Source organism: Cognatiyoonia sp., assembly GCF_965661665.1.
Taxonomy (GTDB): domain Bacteria; phylum Pseudomonadota; class Alphaproteobacteria; order Rhodobacterales; family Rhodobacteraceae; genus Cognatiyoonia.
In genome coordinates this window covers 17,027-34,001 of sequence record NZ_CBFIEO010000002.1, presented here as the reverse complement: position 1 = coordinate 34,001, position 16,975 = coordinate 17,027, and the positions used below count along the sequence as shown (strand labels likewise).

The window sequence follows — 16,975 nt, the reverse complement described above, 5'->3', positions numbered from 1 at the left end:
TACTCAACGAGCATGTCAGACCAGCCATCAATATTGTCGCGCCCACGCACGAAGACACTCTCGGTCCCGTCTTCAAAGACGATCCCTGATTTCTAGCGGGTGATTCACATGCCGATGCGCCAACTCCCGAATGCCGAGGCTGTTGCCCGCCACATCCAGCACTTCCCACGCATCGGCGTAATGATCCCAGCCAGTATCAGGATGGTGCAGCGTGACATCAAACCGCCAGCTGTCGCCTTGTTTGGTCGCCGTGACGCCCACAACCTCAACAGGATCCGCGCTCACTGAACCAGCGAGGCAAAAGAGGGATGCAAAAAGTAGCTGTTTCATTCCAAAGAACGTAGCAGAATTGTCCGTGGCAAGGATGCAAATTCCCGTGACCAAAGCACCCAGATTACGATCACGGAGCTGGACATCAGTGCGACGGGCCCCAGCAGCCACCCTATGGCGCCCAAGGCAAAATAAAGCGCGCGCAAACCCCGATTGAAATTCATCACCGCGCGAAAGTTCAGATCGGCCGCCTGCTCCGCCCTCAGGTAGGCCTGTGGGTGCTTGGGGTCGTTTGGAACGCCCCCCATCAGAACGGTGCCATAGCCAAAGACACGGTGTGCCCAAACAAACTTCAGGAAGGCGTTGACGGTGAAGAAGGCCACCAAAGCCAGCTTGATTTGCCAGACAAGTTCCGGCGCATCGGTGGCGTTCACTTTGCTCGCCAAGCTGCGCAGGAAATCCACGTTGCCCATGACCGCCAAAATCCCGCCCAGCGCCAGAATGCTGGTGGAGGCGAAGAAGGCCGTGCCTTGTCGCAAAATCCCCAAGACCTGACTGTCGAAGATGCGCGGTTCGCGCGTGACGAAGACCTTGAGCCAGTCTTTGTGGCGTTCCTCCATCAGCATTGTGACGGAGGTGCGGCTTTTACCGGGATGCTCTATCCGCCAGCCAATCGCGATCCAAGCCAGCAGTATGAACCCAATAGACAGCCCATCAAGCATCGAAAATTGTTGCAAAACGTCAAACTGCTCCATGCCGGAACAGTATGCCGCAACTTGAGTGATTGCCAGCCGCCAAAATTGGTTATATATTTTTACCAATTATTTCGACAGGAGATTTCCATGGAAATGCCCCCCCCCGATCCAGTCATTCTTGGCAAGAAGGCAAAACTGGTCGAACGCCTGCAATCAGTCCTCCCTGCAGATGTGGTCATCCATGATCCTGCAGAAACCCTTGCATATGAGTGTGACGGCCTCGCCGCCTATCGCTGCCCGCCACTTTGTGCGGTGCTCCCCAGAAGCACGAAAGAGGTCGCGGCTGCCTTGAAGATTTGCCATGAGGAAGGCGTGCCGGTTGTCCCGCGCGGCTCTGGCACATCGCTTGCCGGTGGCGCGATGCCCACCGCTGACAGCGTGATCTTAGGCGTTGCACGGCTCAACCAAGTGATCGAAACGAACTACGCCGACCGCACGATCACTGTGCAATCCGGCCGCACAAACCTGAGCGTCACCGGCGCGGTTGAGGCGCATGGGTTTTTCTACGCGCCCGACCCGTCCAGCCAATTGGCCTGTGCGATTGCAGGCAACATCGCAATGAATTCCGGCGGGGCGCATTGCCTGAAATACGGTGTGACGACCAACAACCTCCTCGGCGTCAAAATGGTGATGATGGATGGAGAGTTGGTGGAGATTGGCGGCAGCCACCTCGATGCTGCTGGGCTAGACCTTTTGGGCGCCATCTGCGGATCAGAAGGACAGCTTGGCGTGGTGACGGAGGCGACGCTGCGCATCTTGCACAAGCCAGAGGGCGCGTTGCCGATCCTGATGGGTTTTGACAGTTCCGAGGTGGCAGGCGCTTGCGTGTCCGACATCATCAAAGCGGGCGTCTTACCTGTCGCGATCGAGTTTATGGACAAGCTTTGCATCGAGGTTTGCGAGGACTTTGCGAAAGCAGGCTACCCGCTTTGCGAAGCACTGCTGATCGTGGAGGTCGAAGGCTCCGACCTCGAGATTGCAGAGCAACTTGAGAAGATCAAAGCGATTGCATCGAAGCACAATCCCGTCGAATTGCGCGAGGCGGGCGACGCAGACGAAGCCGCCCGCATTTGGCTGGGCCGCAAATCCGCCTTTGGCGCGATGGGTCAGATCAACGACTACATGTGCCTCGACGGTACGATCCCAGTGACCGAACTGCCCTTCGTGCTGCGCCGCATTGGGGAGCTGTCGAAAGAATACGGTCTGGATGTGGGCAATGTATTTCACGCGGGCGACGGCAATATGCACCCGCTGATCCTGTTTGATGCCAACAAACCCGGTGACTTGGAAACCTGCGAAGCGCTGGGGGCTGAAATCCTGAAGCTCTGCGTCGAAGTGGGTGGCTGCCTGACCGGTGAGCATGGCGTCGGCATTGAGAAGCGCGATTTGATGTCAGAACAGTACACCGACGCGGACCTCGAACTTCAGATGGCGTTGAAAGACGTGTTCGATCCCTCTTGGCTTTTGAACCCTGCGAAAGTCTTTCCGCTAAAAGCAAGCGCGACACGGCGCGAAGCCGCGTGACATAGGGCCGTTGCCGCCGGGCCGGGCGGGCCTCCCCCAAGGTATTTTGAGCAAAAAAAGATCATGCTGACACCAACCTCTGAAGCTGACTTGGCAGCCCTTGTGACCAAGCGAAACGCGCCCCTGCGCCTCTGTGGTGGCGGCACGCGCGATATCGGTCGGCCTGTCGAAGGCACGCGGCTGTCGACCAGAGGTTTGTCTGGCGTGACCCTTTATGAACCGGGGGCTTTGACGCTCGTCGCGCAGGCTGGCACGCCTGTGTCGGAGATTGAGGCGTTGCTAAGGGCTGAAAACCAGCGCCTGCCTTTTGAGCCAATGGACCACCGCGCTTTGCTTGGTACCACGGGCGAGCCCACCATTGGCGGGGTGATCGCGGCCAATGTCAGCGGTCCGCGGCGCGTGGCCGTTGGTGCCGCGCGGGATTTCCTTCTTGGCGTGCGCTTTGTCGACGGCATAGGTCAGATCGTCAAGAATGGCGGTCGCGTGATGAAAAACGTGACGGGTTACGACCTTGTCAAATTGATGGCTGGATCTCATGGCACGCTGGGGATTTTGACCGAGGTGTCGATGAAAGTGCTCCCCGCGGCAGAAGCCGCTGCCACGCTGGCCATCGAAGGCTTGGATGCGCCGACCGCTGTCTCTGTGATGTCCTCCGCACTTGGATCGCCCTTTGATGTGACGGGTGCGGCCTACCGCGCCCAAACGCAGACGGCCTATATCCGGATCGAAGGGTTTGAGCAGTCGGTTGGTTATCGGACGGAGGCTTTGTCCAAGAAACTGGTAAGCTTCGGCGCCCCAAGGCTGCACCATGGGGAAGCCCATGACGATTTATGGCGCGGTATTCGGGATGTGGCCGACCTGTCAGCGGTGGGACCGGATATTTGGCGCAGCTCCGTCAAACCCTCGGACGCGCTGGCTGTTCTGGCGGCGACTGGCGCGCAGGATTTTCAGCTCGATTGGGGCGGTGGCCTTATTTGGATCGCGTGCAAACCGGGCACCGACCTGCGGGCGCAACTTGCGGGCATCACTGGCCACGCGACGCTGGTCCGCGCCAGCACCGACACCCGCAAGCGCATCGCGCCGTTCCACCCCGAACCCGCCCCGATCGCCGCCATCTCCAAAGGATTGCGCGACAAATTTGATCCCAAGGGGATCCTGAACCCTGGGATCATGCTCTGATGCAGACAACATTTACCGAAGCACAGCTCAAAGACCCGGGCACGGCGCGAGCCAATGAAGTCCTCCGCGCTTGCGTGCATTGTGGGTTTTGCACGGCCACCTGCCCGACCTATCAGGTCTTGGGAGATGAGCTCGACAGCCCGCGCGGGCGCATCTACCTCATCAAAGACATGCTTGAGAATGAGCAGGTGCCCGATGCCAAGACGGTCAAACACATTGATCGCTGCCTATCCTGTCTAGCCTGCATGTCCACCTGCCCTTCCGGCGTGCACTACATGCATCTGGTTGATCACGCGCGGGCTTATATTGAACAACACTACAAACGTCCCTTAAGCGATCGCGCCTTGCGCTGGGTGCTGGCGCAAATCCTGCCGTATCCCAACCGATTCCGCGTGGCGCTGCTACTCGCCAAGATCGGCAAGCCGTTCAAGCGACTGGTCCCTGATGAGCGACTGCGCGCAATGCTTGAAATGGCGCCCAAACATGTTCCGCCCGTGAGCCGCAATGATGACCCGCAGACTTTTGCCGTGGCGCAGCCGAAGATGCGCGTGGCGCTAATGACGGGTTGTGCGCAAAAAGCACTGAACACCGACATCAATGACGCCACAATCCGGCTTCTGACGCGGTTGGGGGTTGAGGTCGTTGTGGCAGACGGCGCTGGTTGTTGCGGGGCCCTGACCCACCACATGGGGAGGGAGGATCAAAGCCATGCGGCGGCGGCAGCCAATATCAAAGCGTGGCAGGCCAAAAAGGCGCGTGGTGGTTTGGACGCCATTGTGATTAACACATCAGGCTGTGGCACCACTGTCAAAGACTATGGACATATGTTCCGTAATGACCCCTTGGCAGAGGCGGCGGCAGAGGTCTCCGCCCTCGCAATGGACATCAGTGAGCTTTTGGTGAAGCTTGAGTTGCCAAAGGAGACTGCCGCACCGCTGAAAGTGGCCTATCATTCAGCCTGTTCGCTCCAGCATGGCCAGCAGATTAAGACGCATCCAAAGACGTTGCTCAAGAACGCTGGGTTCACCGTTTTGGAACCTGCGGACCCGCATCTGTGCTGTGGATCGGCAGGGACGTATAACCTGATGCAGCCGGAGATTTCGGGCCAGTTGAAAGATCGCAAAGTGCATACCTTGGAGGCGTTGAAGCCCGATGTGATCGCGGCAGGCAACATTGGGTGCATGATGCAAATTGGGTCAGGTACGGGTACGCCGGTTGTCCACACGGTCGAGCTTTTGGACTGGGCGACAGGTGGCCCGAAACCGCTGTCCCTCACCGAAGATGGCATCCGGCCTGGGGCCATACCAATTCTGCGCTAACGCCTTAATGTCGCCGTATCGATTTTTCACAAGCCTGCGTATTGTGAGGATTCATTTGATCTGATTTTTAAGAGTTTTCGGCCTGATTGCCGTCCTTTATACTTCTGCCCAAGTGCAGGAAACGGACCTACGTAGCTTAGAGACTGGGACCGACGTTCGCGGATGGGAGGCGGTGGGCCGCCTTGTTTTCAATGGCGGTTTTTGCACGGCAACGCTCATTCGTGACAATTTGATCCTTACCGCGGCCCATTATGTCTATCGCCAGAACGGACAATCACGCGATGCGCGCGAATTCATCTTTAGCGCTGGTTTGCGCGGCGGTCACGCGGAAGCAACACGTGGTGTCAACAGCCTTGTGGCGCTTCCTGATTATGAACATATCCCATTTGCGGTGAATGACGTCAACGTCGCCCATGACATTGCGGTTCTGCGTCTCGATCAAGTCATCCAACGCGCCGACATCCAGCCATTTCGCATTGATGAGCAACCCGTCCGTGGTGACGAAATCGGCGTTGTATCCTATGGTGTGGGCCGATCCGAAGCGCCAATCTTGCAAGAGGTGTGCTCCGTCCTGGAGCGTCAGACAGGTGGCGTGCTGATGACGTGCGACGTTGTTGCAGGCTTCATCGGATCCCCCGTCTTCACCCTTGGGGAAAGCGCACCGCGCATCGTCTCCGTCGTGTCAGCGGTTGCACCTGTTGGGGATGACAAGGTCAGCCTTGGCGCCTCCTTGAAAGAGCCACTTCAGACGCTTCTGTCACATTACGCAGCCATTGGGCCGGCACGACCCAGCGGTTGGCAAGTCGTTGTTCGCACAGGGGAAAGAAACGACACAGGCGCAAAGTTTGTCCGCCTTTAGGCGATTTTAGCGCGAGGTCTTGATCCGCCCTCAAACCCTTCCCACATAACAGTTATCGGGACGCCAAGCATGGGTCCTGGCAACTTCAGTCCGTCCGATGTCGGAGGGCTACATCTTATCGCTTTGAGAAGGATAAACGAAATGCGTCGTTTTGATATGACACCCCTGTACCGTGCCACTGTTGGCTTTGACCAAATCGCAGATCTTATGGATCGCGCCCTTGCCAGCGACGTCGGCCAGAACAGTTACCCCCCTTATAACATTGAGAAAATCGAAGATGACGGATGGCGGATTTCCATCGCTGTCGCCGGTTTCTCTGACAGTGACCTCGCCATTGAGGTGAAGGATCGTTCCCTCATAGTCACAGGCCGCAAAGCCGACGAAGACAGCGAGCGCAACTTCCTCCACCGTGGCATCGCGACCCGCGCGTTCGAGCGTCGTTTCCACCTTGCAGACCACGTCCGCGTCACAGGCGCGAGCCACGTTGACGGCATGTTGAACATCGATCTGGTGCGCGAAGTACCCGAAGCACTGAAACCACGCCGAATTGAGATTGCGAAGGCCCCAGAAGCCGAAGCAAACGTGATCGAGGCTGAAAAGGTCAACTAAACCGCAGTTTTAACTGCTGAAAATCCGGAGCGTCACCCAATTGGGTAACGCTTCTTTTTGCGCTCACAGGTCTTGTTGCTCGCGGCGGATCCGAAGGCAGTGGCCCAAAATTTGGCGTTGATGTAACGCTGCCTACACCCACTGGCATCGGAAGAGGATACATTGAAGCGGCGACTTTCCGTGAAATCGCCACAGCGAACGATGCGCTGCGCATAGCAATCTTTGACGACAATCGCTTTCCCACAACGACCAGCTCCGGCGTCGTTGATATGACCGGCTATCTTGGCGTGTCGGAAGTCGGGAACGAAGATAAAAGCATTGTCGGCAACATGTCCCTGACCGTTGATTTTGACGTTCAGGATGTGACCGGTTCGGTGGATGACATTGCAGTCTACGACACCACTGGTGACACTCCTGTCCGTATCGTCGATATGACGGGCACTTTGACGTTGACTGGTAGTGCGGCTGGGTCTGGTTTTGCCGCAGATGTCACAGGTGTCATTTCTGACGGCTCAGAAAACTATACTCTTGACCTCGACCTGGGTGGAAACCTCTATGATGTCGATGGGACGAACATTTATGTCGGCGGTGTAAATGGCAGTTATTTTGACAGCGCATGCACAATGACATTGGAAGGGGAGTTCCTTGCTCAATAGCTTGGAACGTAGCGGACATTGCTGAAATGTGCGCTCAGCAAGAACAGCTTGAGCGCCCAATCGCAGCTTGCCAGTCGGGTGCTTAGTTCTTTCCTCATCGATTGTCATGACGCACTCCTGAAGGGCCTGTCGCAAGATCTGGCGCCTATCTTTCGAGACTAGGTGACGCAATATCTGCCGGAAAGCGCTCGGACTCATACCGTTTTAGACAATCAAGACGACCGGCACCATTTGATCGATTTTGAACCAGCGGATGGGACACCGGTCATAGGTCTTATGCCCACTATTTTTCCGTTCATTCATCAAAGCTACATTGAAGCGGCCGAACGGCTTGGACTTCGCATTGTCATGCCGCTGCGGCAGTGCGCGTTGGACCCATCATTGTCGGATCAAGCTCCACAGGACTTGATGCAGTCTTGCCTAAGGGGCGTCGTCTGCGCCTCCAACATCCTTGGACAGGTCTCAGCTATTTGGGGCGCCAGCAATGCCTGCACATATGCCGTGGCCGCAGCGCGTAACTACTTCTCCTGTCAAACACCTTTGATACTCGTGTCACCGCTCTTGCACCCCAAAGGTCCAGTCGATGCGTTGGTGTCGTTCAGGCAGGGATTCATAAAGCTGGCTGGCAAAGCCCCAAGGCTGCGTAAACTCACTCTGCAGTTTCTGAAGCACAAGATCGCTACCCCTGTAAGTTATCGTGACTTTTTGCTTTCCCTCCCAAAGAAGAAAGACTGCGACAGCAGAATAATTCAAACCGAGTTTGCAGATGTGAAAGTTCGAGAAGCGTATCATAAGTTCGCACAGACGAGCTTCGCACTCTTTCTCGCCGACAATCATCCCGATATCACATTGAAGCCTTCAGATTTGGAAGGATTATAGTGTCCGATCACGATAATTAATGGGTCTGAAGACGAGTTGACAACGCCCGAAATAGTTCAGCAGTTACAGAACTATGCGCCAAACACCGATGTGGCGACACTCGCAAAGACCGGGCACATCATGCGCTTTGGAGCATTCACAGACTGCTTAAGCGAAATCAGGTCATCAACTGATCGGAATGCAGTTTAGCGGCCTAGACCACTTCAATGCGCTTCCGCCCAGTTAGCACCCTGCCCTGCATCCACCGCCAGCTTCACATCCAGTTTCACCGCCGGATCGCTGGCGTTTTCCATGATGTCGCGAGCGGTGTCGATGAGATCGTCGACGCCTTCTTCTGCCACCTCAAAAATCAGTTCGTCGTGAACTTGTAACAGCATCTTCGCCGATTGCCCTTCGATTGCGTCAGGCATCCGGATCATCGCGCGGCGGATAACGTCCGCAGCGGTACCTTGGATCGGTGCGTTGATGGCCGCGCGCTTGGCAAAGCTTGCCTGCGGGCCTTTGGCGCCAATCTCTGGCGTGTTGATCTTCCGACCGAAGAGGGTTTGCACATAGCCATGCTCTTTCGCGAAGGCGACGGTGTCATCCATGTAGGCACGAATGCCGGGGAAGCGTTCAAAATAGCGATCGATGAAGCCCTGCGCCTCGCTCCTCGGTATGCGCAGGTTGCGGGCCAGACCAAAGCCGGAGATGCCGTAGATCACACCGAAATTGATCGCCTTCGCCTGACGCCGGATGTCTGGTGTCATCTCCTCCAACGGCACGTCAAACATCTCGGAGGCAGTCATGGAATGGATGTCGAGCCCATCGCGGAACGCCTGTTTCAGCGCATCAATGCCTGCGATATGGGCCAAGATGCGCAATTCAATCTGCGAATAGTCGAGCGCGACCAGCACCTTACCGGGTTCGGCGACAAAAGCTTCCCGGATCCGACGACCTTCTTCGGTGCGGATCGGGATGTTCTGCAGATTCGGATCGTTCGAAGCCAAGCGCCCCGTGTTCGCACCTGCAATGGAATAGGACGTGTGCACCCGCCCCGTGTCAGGATTGATATGGTTCTGAAGCGCGTCCGTATAGGTCGATTTCAGCTTGGCCAACTGACGATAATCAAGGATGCGGGCGGGAAAGTCATGCTCCGTCGCGAGGTCTTCCAACACATCGGCAGGCGTCGACCATTGGCCTGTCTTGGTGCGTTTACCCCCTTCCAGACCCATCTCATCAAACAGGATGCTGCCCACTTGTGCCGGGCTTTGCACGTTGAAATCGCGACCGGCGAGCTCATATAGCTCCGCCTCAAGCCCCGCCATTTTTTGGCTGAACGCATTGGACATACGGGACAGCGTATCGCGATCGACTTTGATGCCCGTCATTTCCACATCGGCGAGCACCTGAACCATCGGACGTTCCAAGGTCTCATAAACGGTCGTGACCCGTTTCTGGTGCAGTTGCGGCTTGAACTGCTGCCAAAGGCGCAGCGTAATGTCGGCATCCTCTGCCGCGTACTTCACCGCATCCTCAATCGGCACACGGTCAAAGGTGATCGCAGATTTGCCCGTGCCCAAGAGCGACTTAATCTCGATTGGGCTGTGGCCGAGATAGCGTTCTGACAACCCATCCATGCCGTGATTATGCAGGCCTGCATTCATCGCGTAAGACATCAGCATCGTATCGTCTATGGGAGCAACACTGACGCCATAACGCGCAAAAATCTTCGCGTCGTATTTCATGTTCTGGCCGATTTTGAGGACCGATGCATCCTCCAAAACCGGCTTGAGCAGCTTCAGCGCCTCCTCAAGCGCCATCTGCCCTTCGGCCAGATCATCATTGCCAAATAAATCGTCGGAGGCAGAGGCTTTGTGAGTGAGTGGGATGTAGCACGCCTCCCCGGCCTCAACACAAAGCGAGATACCCACCAATTCAGCGGTCATCTCATTCAAGCCCGTCGTCTCCGTATCGACGGCGACATAGCCCCGCTCTCTGATCTTGATGATCCAATCGGTCAACGCGGGGGCGTCTGACACTTGGGTGTAGGTGGCTGCGTCGAAAGCCACTGCTTCAAGGGCCGCTTCCTCCTGCGCGGCAGGGGCCACCTCGATCACCGGCATCTCGACCCCCAGCTTGTCCGCGATCCGCTTCGTGACCGTCCGAAACTCCATCTTTGCCAGGAATGCCACCAGCGGTTCTGGCTCAATATCCTTGATCTCAAGACTGTCGAGGTCGAACGGCAGGTCCATATCGTCGTCGAGCTGCACCAGCCTTTTCGACAGCTCGATTTGCTCGCGGTTTTCGATCAGGGATTGTCGACGTTTCGGTTGTTTGATCTCTTCCGCGCGGTCGAGCAGTTCTTCAAGCGATCCGTATTCATTGATGAGCAGCGCCGCGGTCTTGATCCCGATCCCTGGCGCACCCGGCACGTTGTCGACCGAGTCGCCTGCCAGCGCCTGCACATCCACGACACGCTCCGGCCCCACACCGAACTTCTCAACAACGCCTTCGCTGTCCACACGCTTGTTCTTCATAGGGTCGAGCATTTCGACACCGCCACCAACAAGCTGCATCAGGTCTTTGTCGGACGATAGGATCGTTACCCGACCACCAGCGTCCCGCGCCTGAACAGCCAGCGTCGCGATGATGTCATCCGCCTCGAACCCTTCGATCTCTTCACAAGCGATATTGAAGGCTCGAGTGGCGTCGCGGGTCAGCGGGATTTGTGGGCGCAAATCCTCTGGCATCGCCTCACGATTGGCTTTGTATTCATCATACAACTCGTTTCGAAACGTATGACTGCCTTTGTCGAAAATAACCGCCACATGGGTCGCCGCATCAGGGCCTGTGTTCCCCTCAACATAACGTTGCAGCATATTCACAAAGCCGCTGACCGCCCCGACAGGCAGACCGTCAGATTTCCGCGTCAATGGGGGCAAGGCGTGGTAAGCGCGGAAAATAAATGCCGAGCCATCAATCAGATGCAAATGGCAACCGCTTCCGAATTGCGTGGTCATACGCTGTCCCCCAGACTAGTTGAGCAGGATTTTGGCACGAACCGCCAATGCCTTCCAGCCTTCGCATGGCCAAAAAGCTGATCGGTCGATGTGAGCAAGTCGGCTTAGCCGTTCACGGCGTCCTTGAAATCCTCATGGACGTATTTCGCATCGCAATAAGGGCATTCGACCCAGCCATGCTCCGTCGGGATTTGCAACCAGACACGCGGATGGCCCAAGCCACCCTCCCCACCATCGCAAGACACGCGATACTGTTGAACGATCTTGGTTTCCGGTGCGGGACGTGTCATGGCTGGCCTGTGTGTTGATGCGCAGTCATCGCGCGATATCAAGGCCTACATACCCCAGCCGATGGATCGGGAAAACCACGAATGACAGAGTATGCGATTGAAATTTCAGGTTTGCGCAAGACCTACGCCGCATCAAAGCAGCAAGAAGCGAAAGAAGCGCTCAAAGGCATCGACCTCAACATCCCGCACGGATCGATCTTTGGCCTGTTGGGGCCGAATGGGGCAGGCAAATCGACGCTGATCAACATTCTCGCAGGCTTGGTCATCAAAACCTCCGGCACTGTCAAAATCTGGGGGTTCGACCAGGATGAAAATCCACGCCAATCGCGGGCATCGATCGGGGTGATGCCGCAGGAACCCAACCTTGATCCTTTCTTCACGCCGTGCGGGTCGCTCGATGTGCAAGCAGGGCTTTATGGTGTGCCGCGGAGCCAGCGCCGGACGGATGAAATCCTTGAACTCATCGGCCTCACGGACAAGGCCAACGCTTACGCGCGGTCCCTGTCTGGCGGGATGCGGCGCAGGTTGTTGCTTGGCAAAGCACTCGTCCACAGCCCTCAGATCCTTGTCTTGGATGAACCGACCGCTGGCGTAGATATCACCCTGCGCAACCAGCTTTGGGACAACGTGCGCCGACTCAACAATGAGGGCATGACAATTATCCTGACGACCCACTACCTCGAAGAAGCGGAGGCGATGTGCGACGAAATCGCGATCATCAACCACGGGTCGTTGATTATCCGCGACACCACGGCGAACCTGTTGGGCAAACTGGACCAGAAAACCTTGGTCATCACACCGACGGTGCGGTCACAAATCGCCAGCACCGCTGAGATCGACGTCACACACACCGACGACGGCAAAATCAAACTATCCTATCACCCTGCGCAAACCTCCGACAACGCAGTACTCGACTACCTGCGCACGTCTAGCGTGAACATCAAAGACATTCAGACCGACGTGCCTGACCTTGAGGATGTGTTCCTATCGCTGACGGAATAGCTAGGGCAGCATCTGGCCCAACTGTTCCCCACCTACGATGTGCATGTGAAAGTGTGGGACTTCTTGCACGCCGTGAATGCGCGTGTTGCAGATCGCACGGAAGCCGCTGTCTAGCTCAAGCAACTTGCAAACCTCGCCCACAGCGGCCATGAAGCCTGCCTGCTCCTCTGTCGGCGCTTCAATCGCGAAGTGATCAAGGCTCATGTAAGGGCCTTTCGGAATCACCAGAACATGATGTGTCGCCTGCGGATTGATGTCTTTGAACGCGAGCGCGTGGTCGCTTTCATAAACCGTCTGATTGGGGATTTCGCCGCGCAGGATTTTGGCAAAGATATTTTGATCGTCGTAGTCAAAGGTCATGTGGGTCATCAATCGAAAAGTTATGGGGTTTCGGCCCGTTTTTGCGCCACGTCTTTCGGCAAATCAAGGAAAGACGCCAAGGCTTCGGCATTTTTGGCCGCCGAATGGGTCTGCTGAATGCGGTGGTAGCCTTCGAAATTGCTGTCTTGGATCCGCCGACTCTCATGGGCGATGTCATAGCGGATCGTTGGCACAAGCTGCGCCGTCACATCATCCGGCGCATCCGCTGCGACGGGCCCAACCCGTTTGGCATGGCCAGACAAGTATTCATCGGTGTACACGCAATCAATTTCCAACATGCGGGTGCGGGAGCGATCGGCAAAAAAGTCGTTCAAAAGGTCAATGCTCGACGTATCAAGACAAATCACCAGTTTCTGAGACTCGCGGCACTCGAACAACAGCCGCATCAGCGACCGACGATGCTGCGTCCGCTTGACGAGGCTGTTTTCAAAGCCACCAAGGTCCGGCAGCTCTGTATCCTCTTCGCTGAAGAGGTAATTGACCGCGGTGATGTCCGTATGCGTTCTGATCGCTGCGGTCAGTACGATTAGATATTCTGGACAGAAAAATTCAATGACGAGATGCAAGGCGTGTTGAACAACATTAAAACGCCGAAGTCCGTCAAACTGACGGACATTCCGCGCTTTAACGGACATTCCGCGCTTTAACGGAAGCGAAGGGCATGGCCCAAAACGCGCGCATCCGGTCGAGGATTACTTCGACGATCTGTCCATGCATCTAGTCTATGAAATTTACAAAAAGAATTTCGATCTCTTCAAATACGATTTCCACGATCCGTCGAACAAAATGCCGATTGGGGAGATTAATCTGGATGAGGTGCACGCGAAACTAGACGACTAGGCGCACTGGACCTCCCCATGTCGTGGCTTAAGTTACAGCACTGTTGAGATGTCCAGCCATCAAAGGCCCTGAATGACAAGAGTATTGCTGTTAGGAAGCGGCCCCAATGTGGTTAAAGCTCAGGATTGGGACACCCACCCGTTCGATCATGTTGTCGTCATCAACAACGCATGGCGCGTGCGGGACGATTGGACCCATCTGGTCCATCCCTCCGACTTCCCAAAAGATCGCATGCCCCAGGCCATCGCGGTCAATCAAACCGTGATACAAGCTTCCGACTATGTGCCCTTGCAGAACAACTACGGCGGGTTCGTCTATGCCGGCGGCACAATGGCGTTCACGGCCAGCTACTGGGCCTTGGCCGCCCTGAAACCGTCGCTGATCGCCGTTCTGGGATGCGATATGGTTTATCCAAACACCACGAACACCCATTTCTACGGCACCGGCACCGCCGACCCGCTGCGCGATGACAAAACCCTCCGCAGTTTGGAGGCGAAATCAGCGCGTTTGATGATCAAAGCCGCAGAGCAACATTGCACGATGGTCAACCTCAGCACCAACGAAAGCCGCCTCGTTTTTCCACGCGCGACGCTAAACTCGTTAGGCGCTACAAATCGGACCGACGTCGACTTGACAATGGTCCGACAGGCCAAAATGCTTGAAGAAAAAACAGCCTACTACGTACCCAGCGGCAAATACTGGAAAGTCGAAGACAGTTTCGACACGGATATCATCGACGAAATCGACGCGCTGTGGCTCAGATCAATCCAGCCTTCGTGAAGAGCACCTTCAAATCCGTTTGTGGCCGTGGTCCGATGTGACGGATCACCTCCGCCGCCGCAACGACGCCCATCTTTCCACAGACCTCAGGCGATTGGCCCGTTGCCATGCCATAGATGAAGCCCGTCGCAAACTGATCGCCCGCACCGGTCGCATCGACCGGTGTCACAGGCGTGACAGGCGTCTCGACACGCTGACCGTTCTGCAGAATGATCACAGGGCTCCCGCCACGGGTGCAGACGATGGTTTCGCAGGTCTCAGCCGCTTGGGAGAGCGCGGCTTCCAAATCGTCCGTCTCGTACAGCGCGGTCCATTCACCCTCGTTCCCAAGAGTAAAATCCAACTCATCATGGATCAAACGTTTGAAATCATCGCGGTGACGATCAGCGCAGAAGAGATCCGAAAGCGTGATTCCTGACTTGCCGCCTGCCGCGCTCATCAACCGCGCCGCCTCCGTGAACGCGGATTTTCCATCGTCCTTGTCGAACAGATATCCTTCGAGGAACAAGAACTTGCTGCCCCCGAACAAATCCTCCGGCACGTCTTCACCGTTGAGGTCGGCACCCGCTCCAAGGTAGGTATTCATCGACCGTTCCCCATCAAGGGAGACGAAGATCATGGACCGCGACGTCGGTGCCTCCACCTCTGCAACGGGCGGATTGGGAAAGGCCGTTCCCGCGTCTTCCATGCCCTTCGCATAAAACCGGCCCAGCGCGTCGTCTTTCACCTTGCCAATGAACGCAGTCGACAGGCCGAGGCTGCCAAGCCCTGCAATCGTATTGGCAACGGACCCCCCGGGCGTCTCCACACAGTCAGTCATTGCAGCATAAAGAACCTCCGCGCGGTCCTTCTCAATGAGCTGCATGATCCCCTTTTCGATCCCCATATGATCCAGAAACGTATCTTCGGCTGGGGCAATCACGTCCACAATCGCGTTGCCGATCCCGATCACATCAAAATTGCTCATAGGTTTTTGTCCTCAAACATACACAGATCTCGAATCAAACAGGCCGCGCATTTCGGTTTTCTGGCGACGCAGATATAGCGCCCGTGCAGGATTAGCCAGTGGTGTGCGTGTAGCTGAAAATCCGCTGGAATATTGTCCTCAATCGCCCGCTCAACCGCATCGACATTCTTACCCGGCGCAAGGCCTGACCGATTGCCAACGCGGTAGATATGCGTGTCCACCGCCTGCGCGGGCTGCTGCCACCACATGTTCAAGACAACGTTCGCTGTCTTCCGCCCGACACCAGGCAAAGACTGCAGAGCCGCGCGGGAGTTCGGAACCACCCCGCCATACTTATCGACCAAGATCTGGCTCATCTTCATGACGTTCTTGGCCTTTTGACGATACAGGCCAATTGTTTTGATGTGTTCGGTCAGCTTTTCGATCCCAAGCTCGAGCATCTGCTGCGGCGTCTCGACGATTTTGAACAGCGCCTCCGTCGCCTTGTTCACGCCCTTGTCGGTCGCTTGCGCGGACAGGGCCACCGCCACCACCAACGTGTAGGCATTGGTATGGTTCAGCTCCCCCTTCGGCTCCGCCTCTGCCGCCTCAAACCGCTCAAAAATCTCGCGTATCGTGTTGTAATCGAGTTGTTTTGCCATGCGCACCGATATGCGCAATTTTTGGGTCGCTCGCAACGGTTGCTTTGCCTAGTCTCAATGTCATGGAATACGACCAGTCATATCACTACCAAGTCATGGCCCGCGCGATCGAGGCGATTGATGCACAAGCGGACATGCCTTTGACCTTGGCTTACATCGCCGCGCAGATGGATATGTCGCCTGCACATTTCCAACGTGTCTTCTCCCAATGGGTCGGCGTCAGCCCAAAGCGGTACCAACAATACCTGACATTAGGCCATGCGAAATCGCTCCTCTCCAACAGGTTCACCACCCTCGCCACCGCGCAAGAGGTTGGCCTGTCTGGCTCAGGACGTCTGCATGACCTTTTTCTAAAGTGGGAGGCAATGACACCTGGCGAATACGCGAAAGCAGGTGCAGACCTCAGCATCTTTTGGGGCTGGTTCGACAGCCCGTTTGGTCCCGCTCTCGTCATGGGCACCGACCGCGGCATATGCGGCCTCGCATTCTCCGCCGAAATGGGCGCGGACGAGGCGATAGTCGACCTCACGCGCCGCTGGCCTAATGCAACCTTCGTTGAGGCACCGAATCGCCTCAGAAACTGGGCCGAAGCTACGCTCACAGCCAAGGGCGACACCTGCCTCCACATGATCGGGACGCCGCTGCAATTGAAGGTTTGGGAAGCGCTGCTCCGCATCCCCTCCGGTCATGTCACGACCTACAGCGAAATCGCGGACTCAATCGGCCATCCCAAAGCGGTTCGCGCGGTTGGCACCGCTGTCGGGCGGAACCCTGTGAGCCTGCTCATTCCCTGCCACCGCGCCTTGCGCAAATCCGGCGCCCTCGGCGGCTATCATTGGGGATTGCCGGTCAAACGTGCGATCCTCGCGTGGGAATCTGCACGCGCAGATGCTGCGGCCTCGGCGGAAACCCGCCCTTCACGGCAGTGATATTGGATAGCAGGGAACAATCAGGCTTTATAAGCGTTATCTGACTGCCCCCCCCCAATCTGGGCGGCGCAAACATTGAATATGGAAACGGTC

18 protein-coding genes and 1 pseudogene are annotated in these 16,975 nt (G+C 56.4%); 11 read left to right on the top strand and 8 right to left on the bottom strand.

Annotation, left to right across the window (positions count from 1 at the left end; translation table 11 throughout):
• Positions 1-72: 72 nt before the first annotated feature.
• Both ACTF5F_RS01475 and ACTF5F_RS01470 read right to left on the bottom strand, forming a co-directional pair.
• Positions 73-330 (bottom strand): hypothetical protein, encoded by a 258-nt coding sequence (locus ACTF5F_RS01475; protein WP_438955108.1) that lies wholly within the window; start codon positions 328-330, stop codon positions 73-75.
• Positions 327-1,025, bottom strand: a complete 699-nt coding sequence (locus tag ACTF5F_RS01470; protein WP_438955107.1) for a DUF599 domain-containing protein — start codon at positions 1,023-1,025, stop codon at positions 327-329. The genes ACTF5F_RS01475 and ACTF5F_RS01470 overlap by 4 nt, the downstream gene beginning before the upstream one ends.
• An 87-nt stretch (positions 1,026-1,112) precedes the next feature.
• Between ACTF5F_RS01470 and ACTF5F_RS01465 the strand changes: the two genes are divergently transcribed.
• The 7 genes from ACTF5F_RS01465 to ACTF5F_RS01435 all read left to right on the top strand — a co-directional run bounded on the left by ACTF5F_RS01465 (position 1,113) and on the right by ACTF5F_RS01435 (position 8,050).
• A complete protein-coding gene (locus ACTF5F_RS01465) occupies positions 1,113-2,549 on the top strand; it encodes an FAD-linked oxidase C-terminal domain-containing protein (RefSeq protein WP_438955106.1) in 1,437 nt (478 codons plus the stop codon).
• A gap of 63 nt (positions 2,550-2,612) precedes the next feature.
• Complete coding sequence (locus ACTF5F_RS01460) at positions 2,613-3,728, top strand: FAD-binding protein (protein ID WP_438955105.1); 1,116 nt, start codon at positions 2,613-2,615, stop codon at positions 3,726-3,728.
• Positions 3,728-5,047: a glycolate oxidase subunit GlcF gene (glcF, locus tag ACTF5F_RS01455; protein ID WP_438955104.1), complete on the top strand. Its 1,320-nt coding sequence runs from the start codon at positions 3,728-3,730 to the stop codon at positions 5,045-5,047. Before ACTF5F_RS01460 ends, glcF begins: the two co-directional genes overlap by 1 nt.
• 172 nt (positions 5,048-5,219) lie before the next feature.
• The gene (locus ACTF5F_RS01450; RefSeq protein WP_438955103.1) at positions 5,220-5,906 is read left to right on the top strand and encodes a trypsin-like serine peptidase; all 687 of its coding nucleotides are present in this window, start codon (positions 5,220-5,222) and stop codon (positions 5,904-5,906) included.
• A 141-nt stretch (positions 5,907-6,047) separates the two neighbouring features.
• The gene (locus ACTF5F_RS01445; RefSeq protein ID WP_438955102.1) at positions 6,048-6,515 is read left to right on the top strand and encodes an Hsp20 family protein; all 468 of its coding nucleotides are present in this window, start codon (positions 6,048-6,050) and stop codon (positions 6,513-6,515) included.
• Between the two features lie 269 nt (positions 6,516-6,784).
• Complete coding sequence (locus ACTF5F_RS01440) at positions 6,785-7,171, top strand: hypothetical protein (RefSeq protein ID WP_438955101.1); 387 nt, start codon at positions 6,785-6,787, stop codon at positions 7,169-7,171.
• 162 nt (positions 7,172-7,333) lie between these two features.
• Entirely contained in the window at positions 7,334-8,050 is a 717-nt protein-coding gene (locus ACTF5F_RS01435; RefSeq protein WP_438955100.1) for a hypothetical protein, read from the top strand.
• 203 nt (positions 8,051-8,253) lie between these two features.
• Here ACTF5F_RS01435 and polA read toward each other — a convergent pair whose 3' ends face one another.
• A complete protein-coding gene (polA, locus tag ACTF5F_RS01430; protein WP_438955099.1) occupies positions 8,254-11,052 on the bottom strand; it encodes a DNA polymerase I in 2,799 nt (932 codons plus the stop codon).
• Positions 11,053-11,156: 104 nt separating this feature from the next.
• The gene (locus tag ACTF5F_RS01425; protein ID WP_438955098.1) at positions 11,157-11,342 is read right to left on the bottom strand and encodes a zinc-finger domain-containing protein; all 186 of its coding nucleotides are present in this window, start codon (positions 11,340-11,342) and stop codon (positions 11,157-11,159) included.
• An 81-nt stretch (positions 11,343-11,423) separates the two neighbouring features.
• Here ACTF5F_RS01425 and ACTF5F_RS01420 point away from each other — a divergent pair, with 81 nt between their 5' ends.
• A complete protein-coding gene (locus tag ACTF5F_RS01420) occupies positions 11,424-12,344 on the top strand; it encodes an ABC transporter ATP-binding protein (RefSeq protein ID WP_438955097.1) in 921 nt (306 codons plus the stop codon).
• On the opposite strand, the gene ACTF5F_RS01415 is transcribed toward ACTF5F_RS01420, so the two are convergent.
• Positions 12,345-12,704 carry an HIT domain-containing protein gene (locus ACTF5F_RS01415; protein WP_438955096.1) on the bottom strand — a complete coding sequence of 120 codons (360 nt, stop codon included), beginning with the start codon at positions 12,702-12,704 and terminating at the stop codon, positions 12,345-12,347.
• 20 nt (positions 12,705-12,724) lie between these two features.
• The gene (locus tag ACTF5F_RS01410; protein ID WP_438955095.1) at positions 12,725-13,291 is read right to left on the bottom strand and encodes a DUF5928 domain-containing protein; all 567 of its coding nucleotides are present in this window, start codon (positions 13,289-13,291) and stop codon (positions 12,725-12,727) included.
• Here ACTF5F_RS01410 and ACTF5F_RS01405 point away from each other — a divergent pair.
• Positions 13,256-13,565 (top strand): annotated as a pseudogene (locus ACTF5F_RS01405) (sulfotransferase family 2 domain-containing protein); the annotation flags it as partial. The gene ACTF5F_RS01410 and the pseudogene ACTF5F_RS01405 sit on opposite strands and share 36 nt — an antisense overlap.
• Before the next feature lie 108 nt (positions 13,566-13,673).
• Positions 13,674-14,345, top strand: a complete 672-nt coding sequence (locus ACTF5F_RS01400; protein ID WP_438955094.1) for a hypothetical protein — start codon at positions 13,674-13,676, stop codon at positions 14,343-14,345.
• Here the strand turns inward: ACTF5F_RS01400 and ACTF5F_RS01395 are convergent.
• Positions 14,323-15,312: an adenosine kinase gene (locus ACTF5F_RS01395; protein WP_438955093.1), complete on the bottom strand. Its 990-nt coding sequence runs from the start codon at positions 15,310-15,312 to the stop codon at positions 14,323-14,325. The genes ACTF5F_RS01400 and ACTF5F_RS01395 overlap by 23 nt on opposite strands.
• On the bottom strand, positions 15,309-15,953 hold the full coding sequence (gene nth, locus ACTF5F_RS01390) for an endonuclease III (protein ID WP_438955092.1): 645 nt from the start codon (positions 15,951-15,953) through the stop codon (positions 15,309-15,311). Before nth ends, ACTF5F_RS01395 begins: the two co-directional genes overlap by 4 nt.
• 62 nt (positions 15,954-16,015) lie before the next feature.
• On the opposite strand from nth, the gene ACTF5F_RS01385 reads away from it, so the two are divergent.
• Positions 16,016-16,882, top strand: coding sequence for a bifunctional helix-turn-helix domain-containing protein/methylated-DNA--[protein]-cysteine S-methyltransferase (locus ACTF5F_RS01385; protein WP_438955091.1), 867 nt, complete (start codon positions 16,016-16,018; stop codon positions 16,880-16,882).
• Positions 16,883-16,975 lie beyond the last annotated feature (93 nt).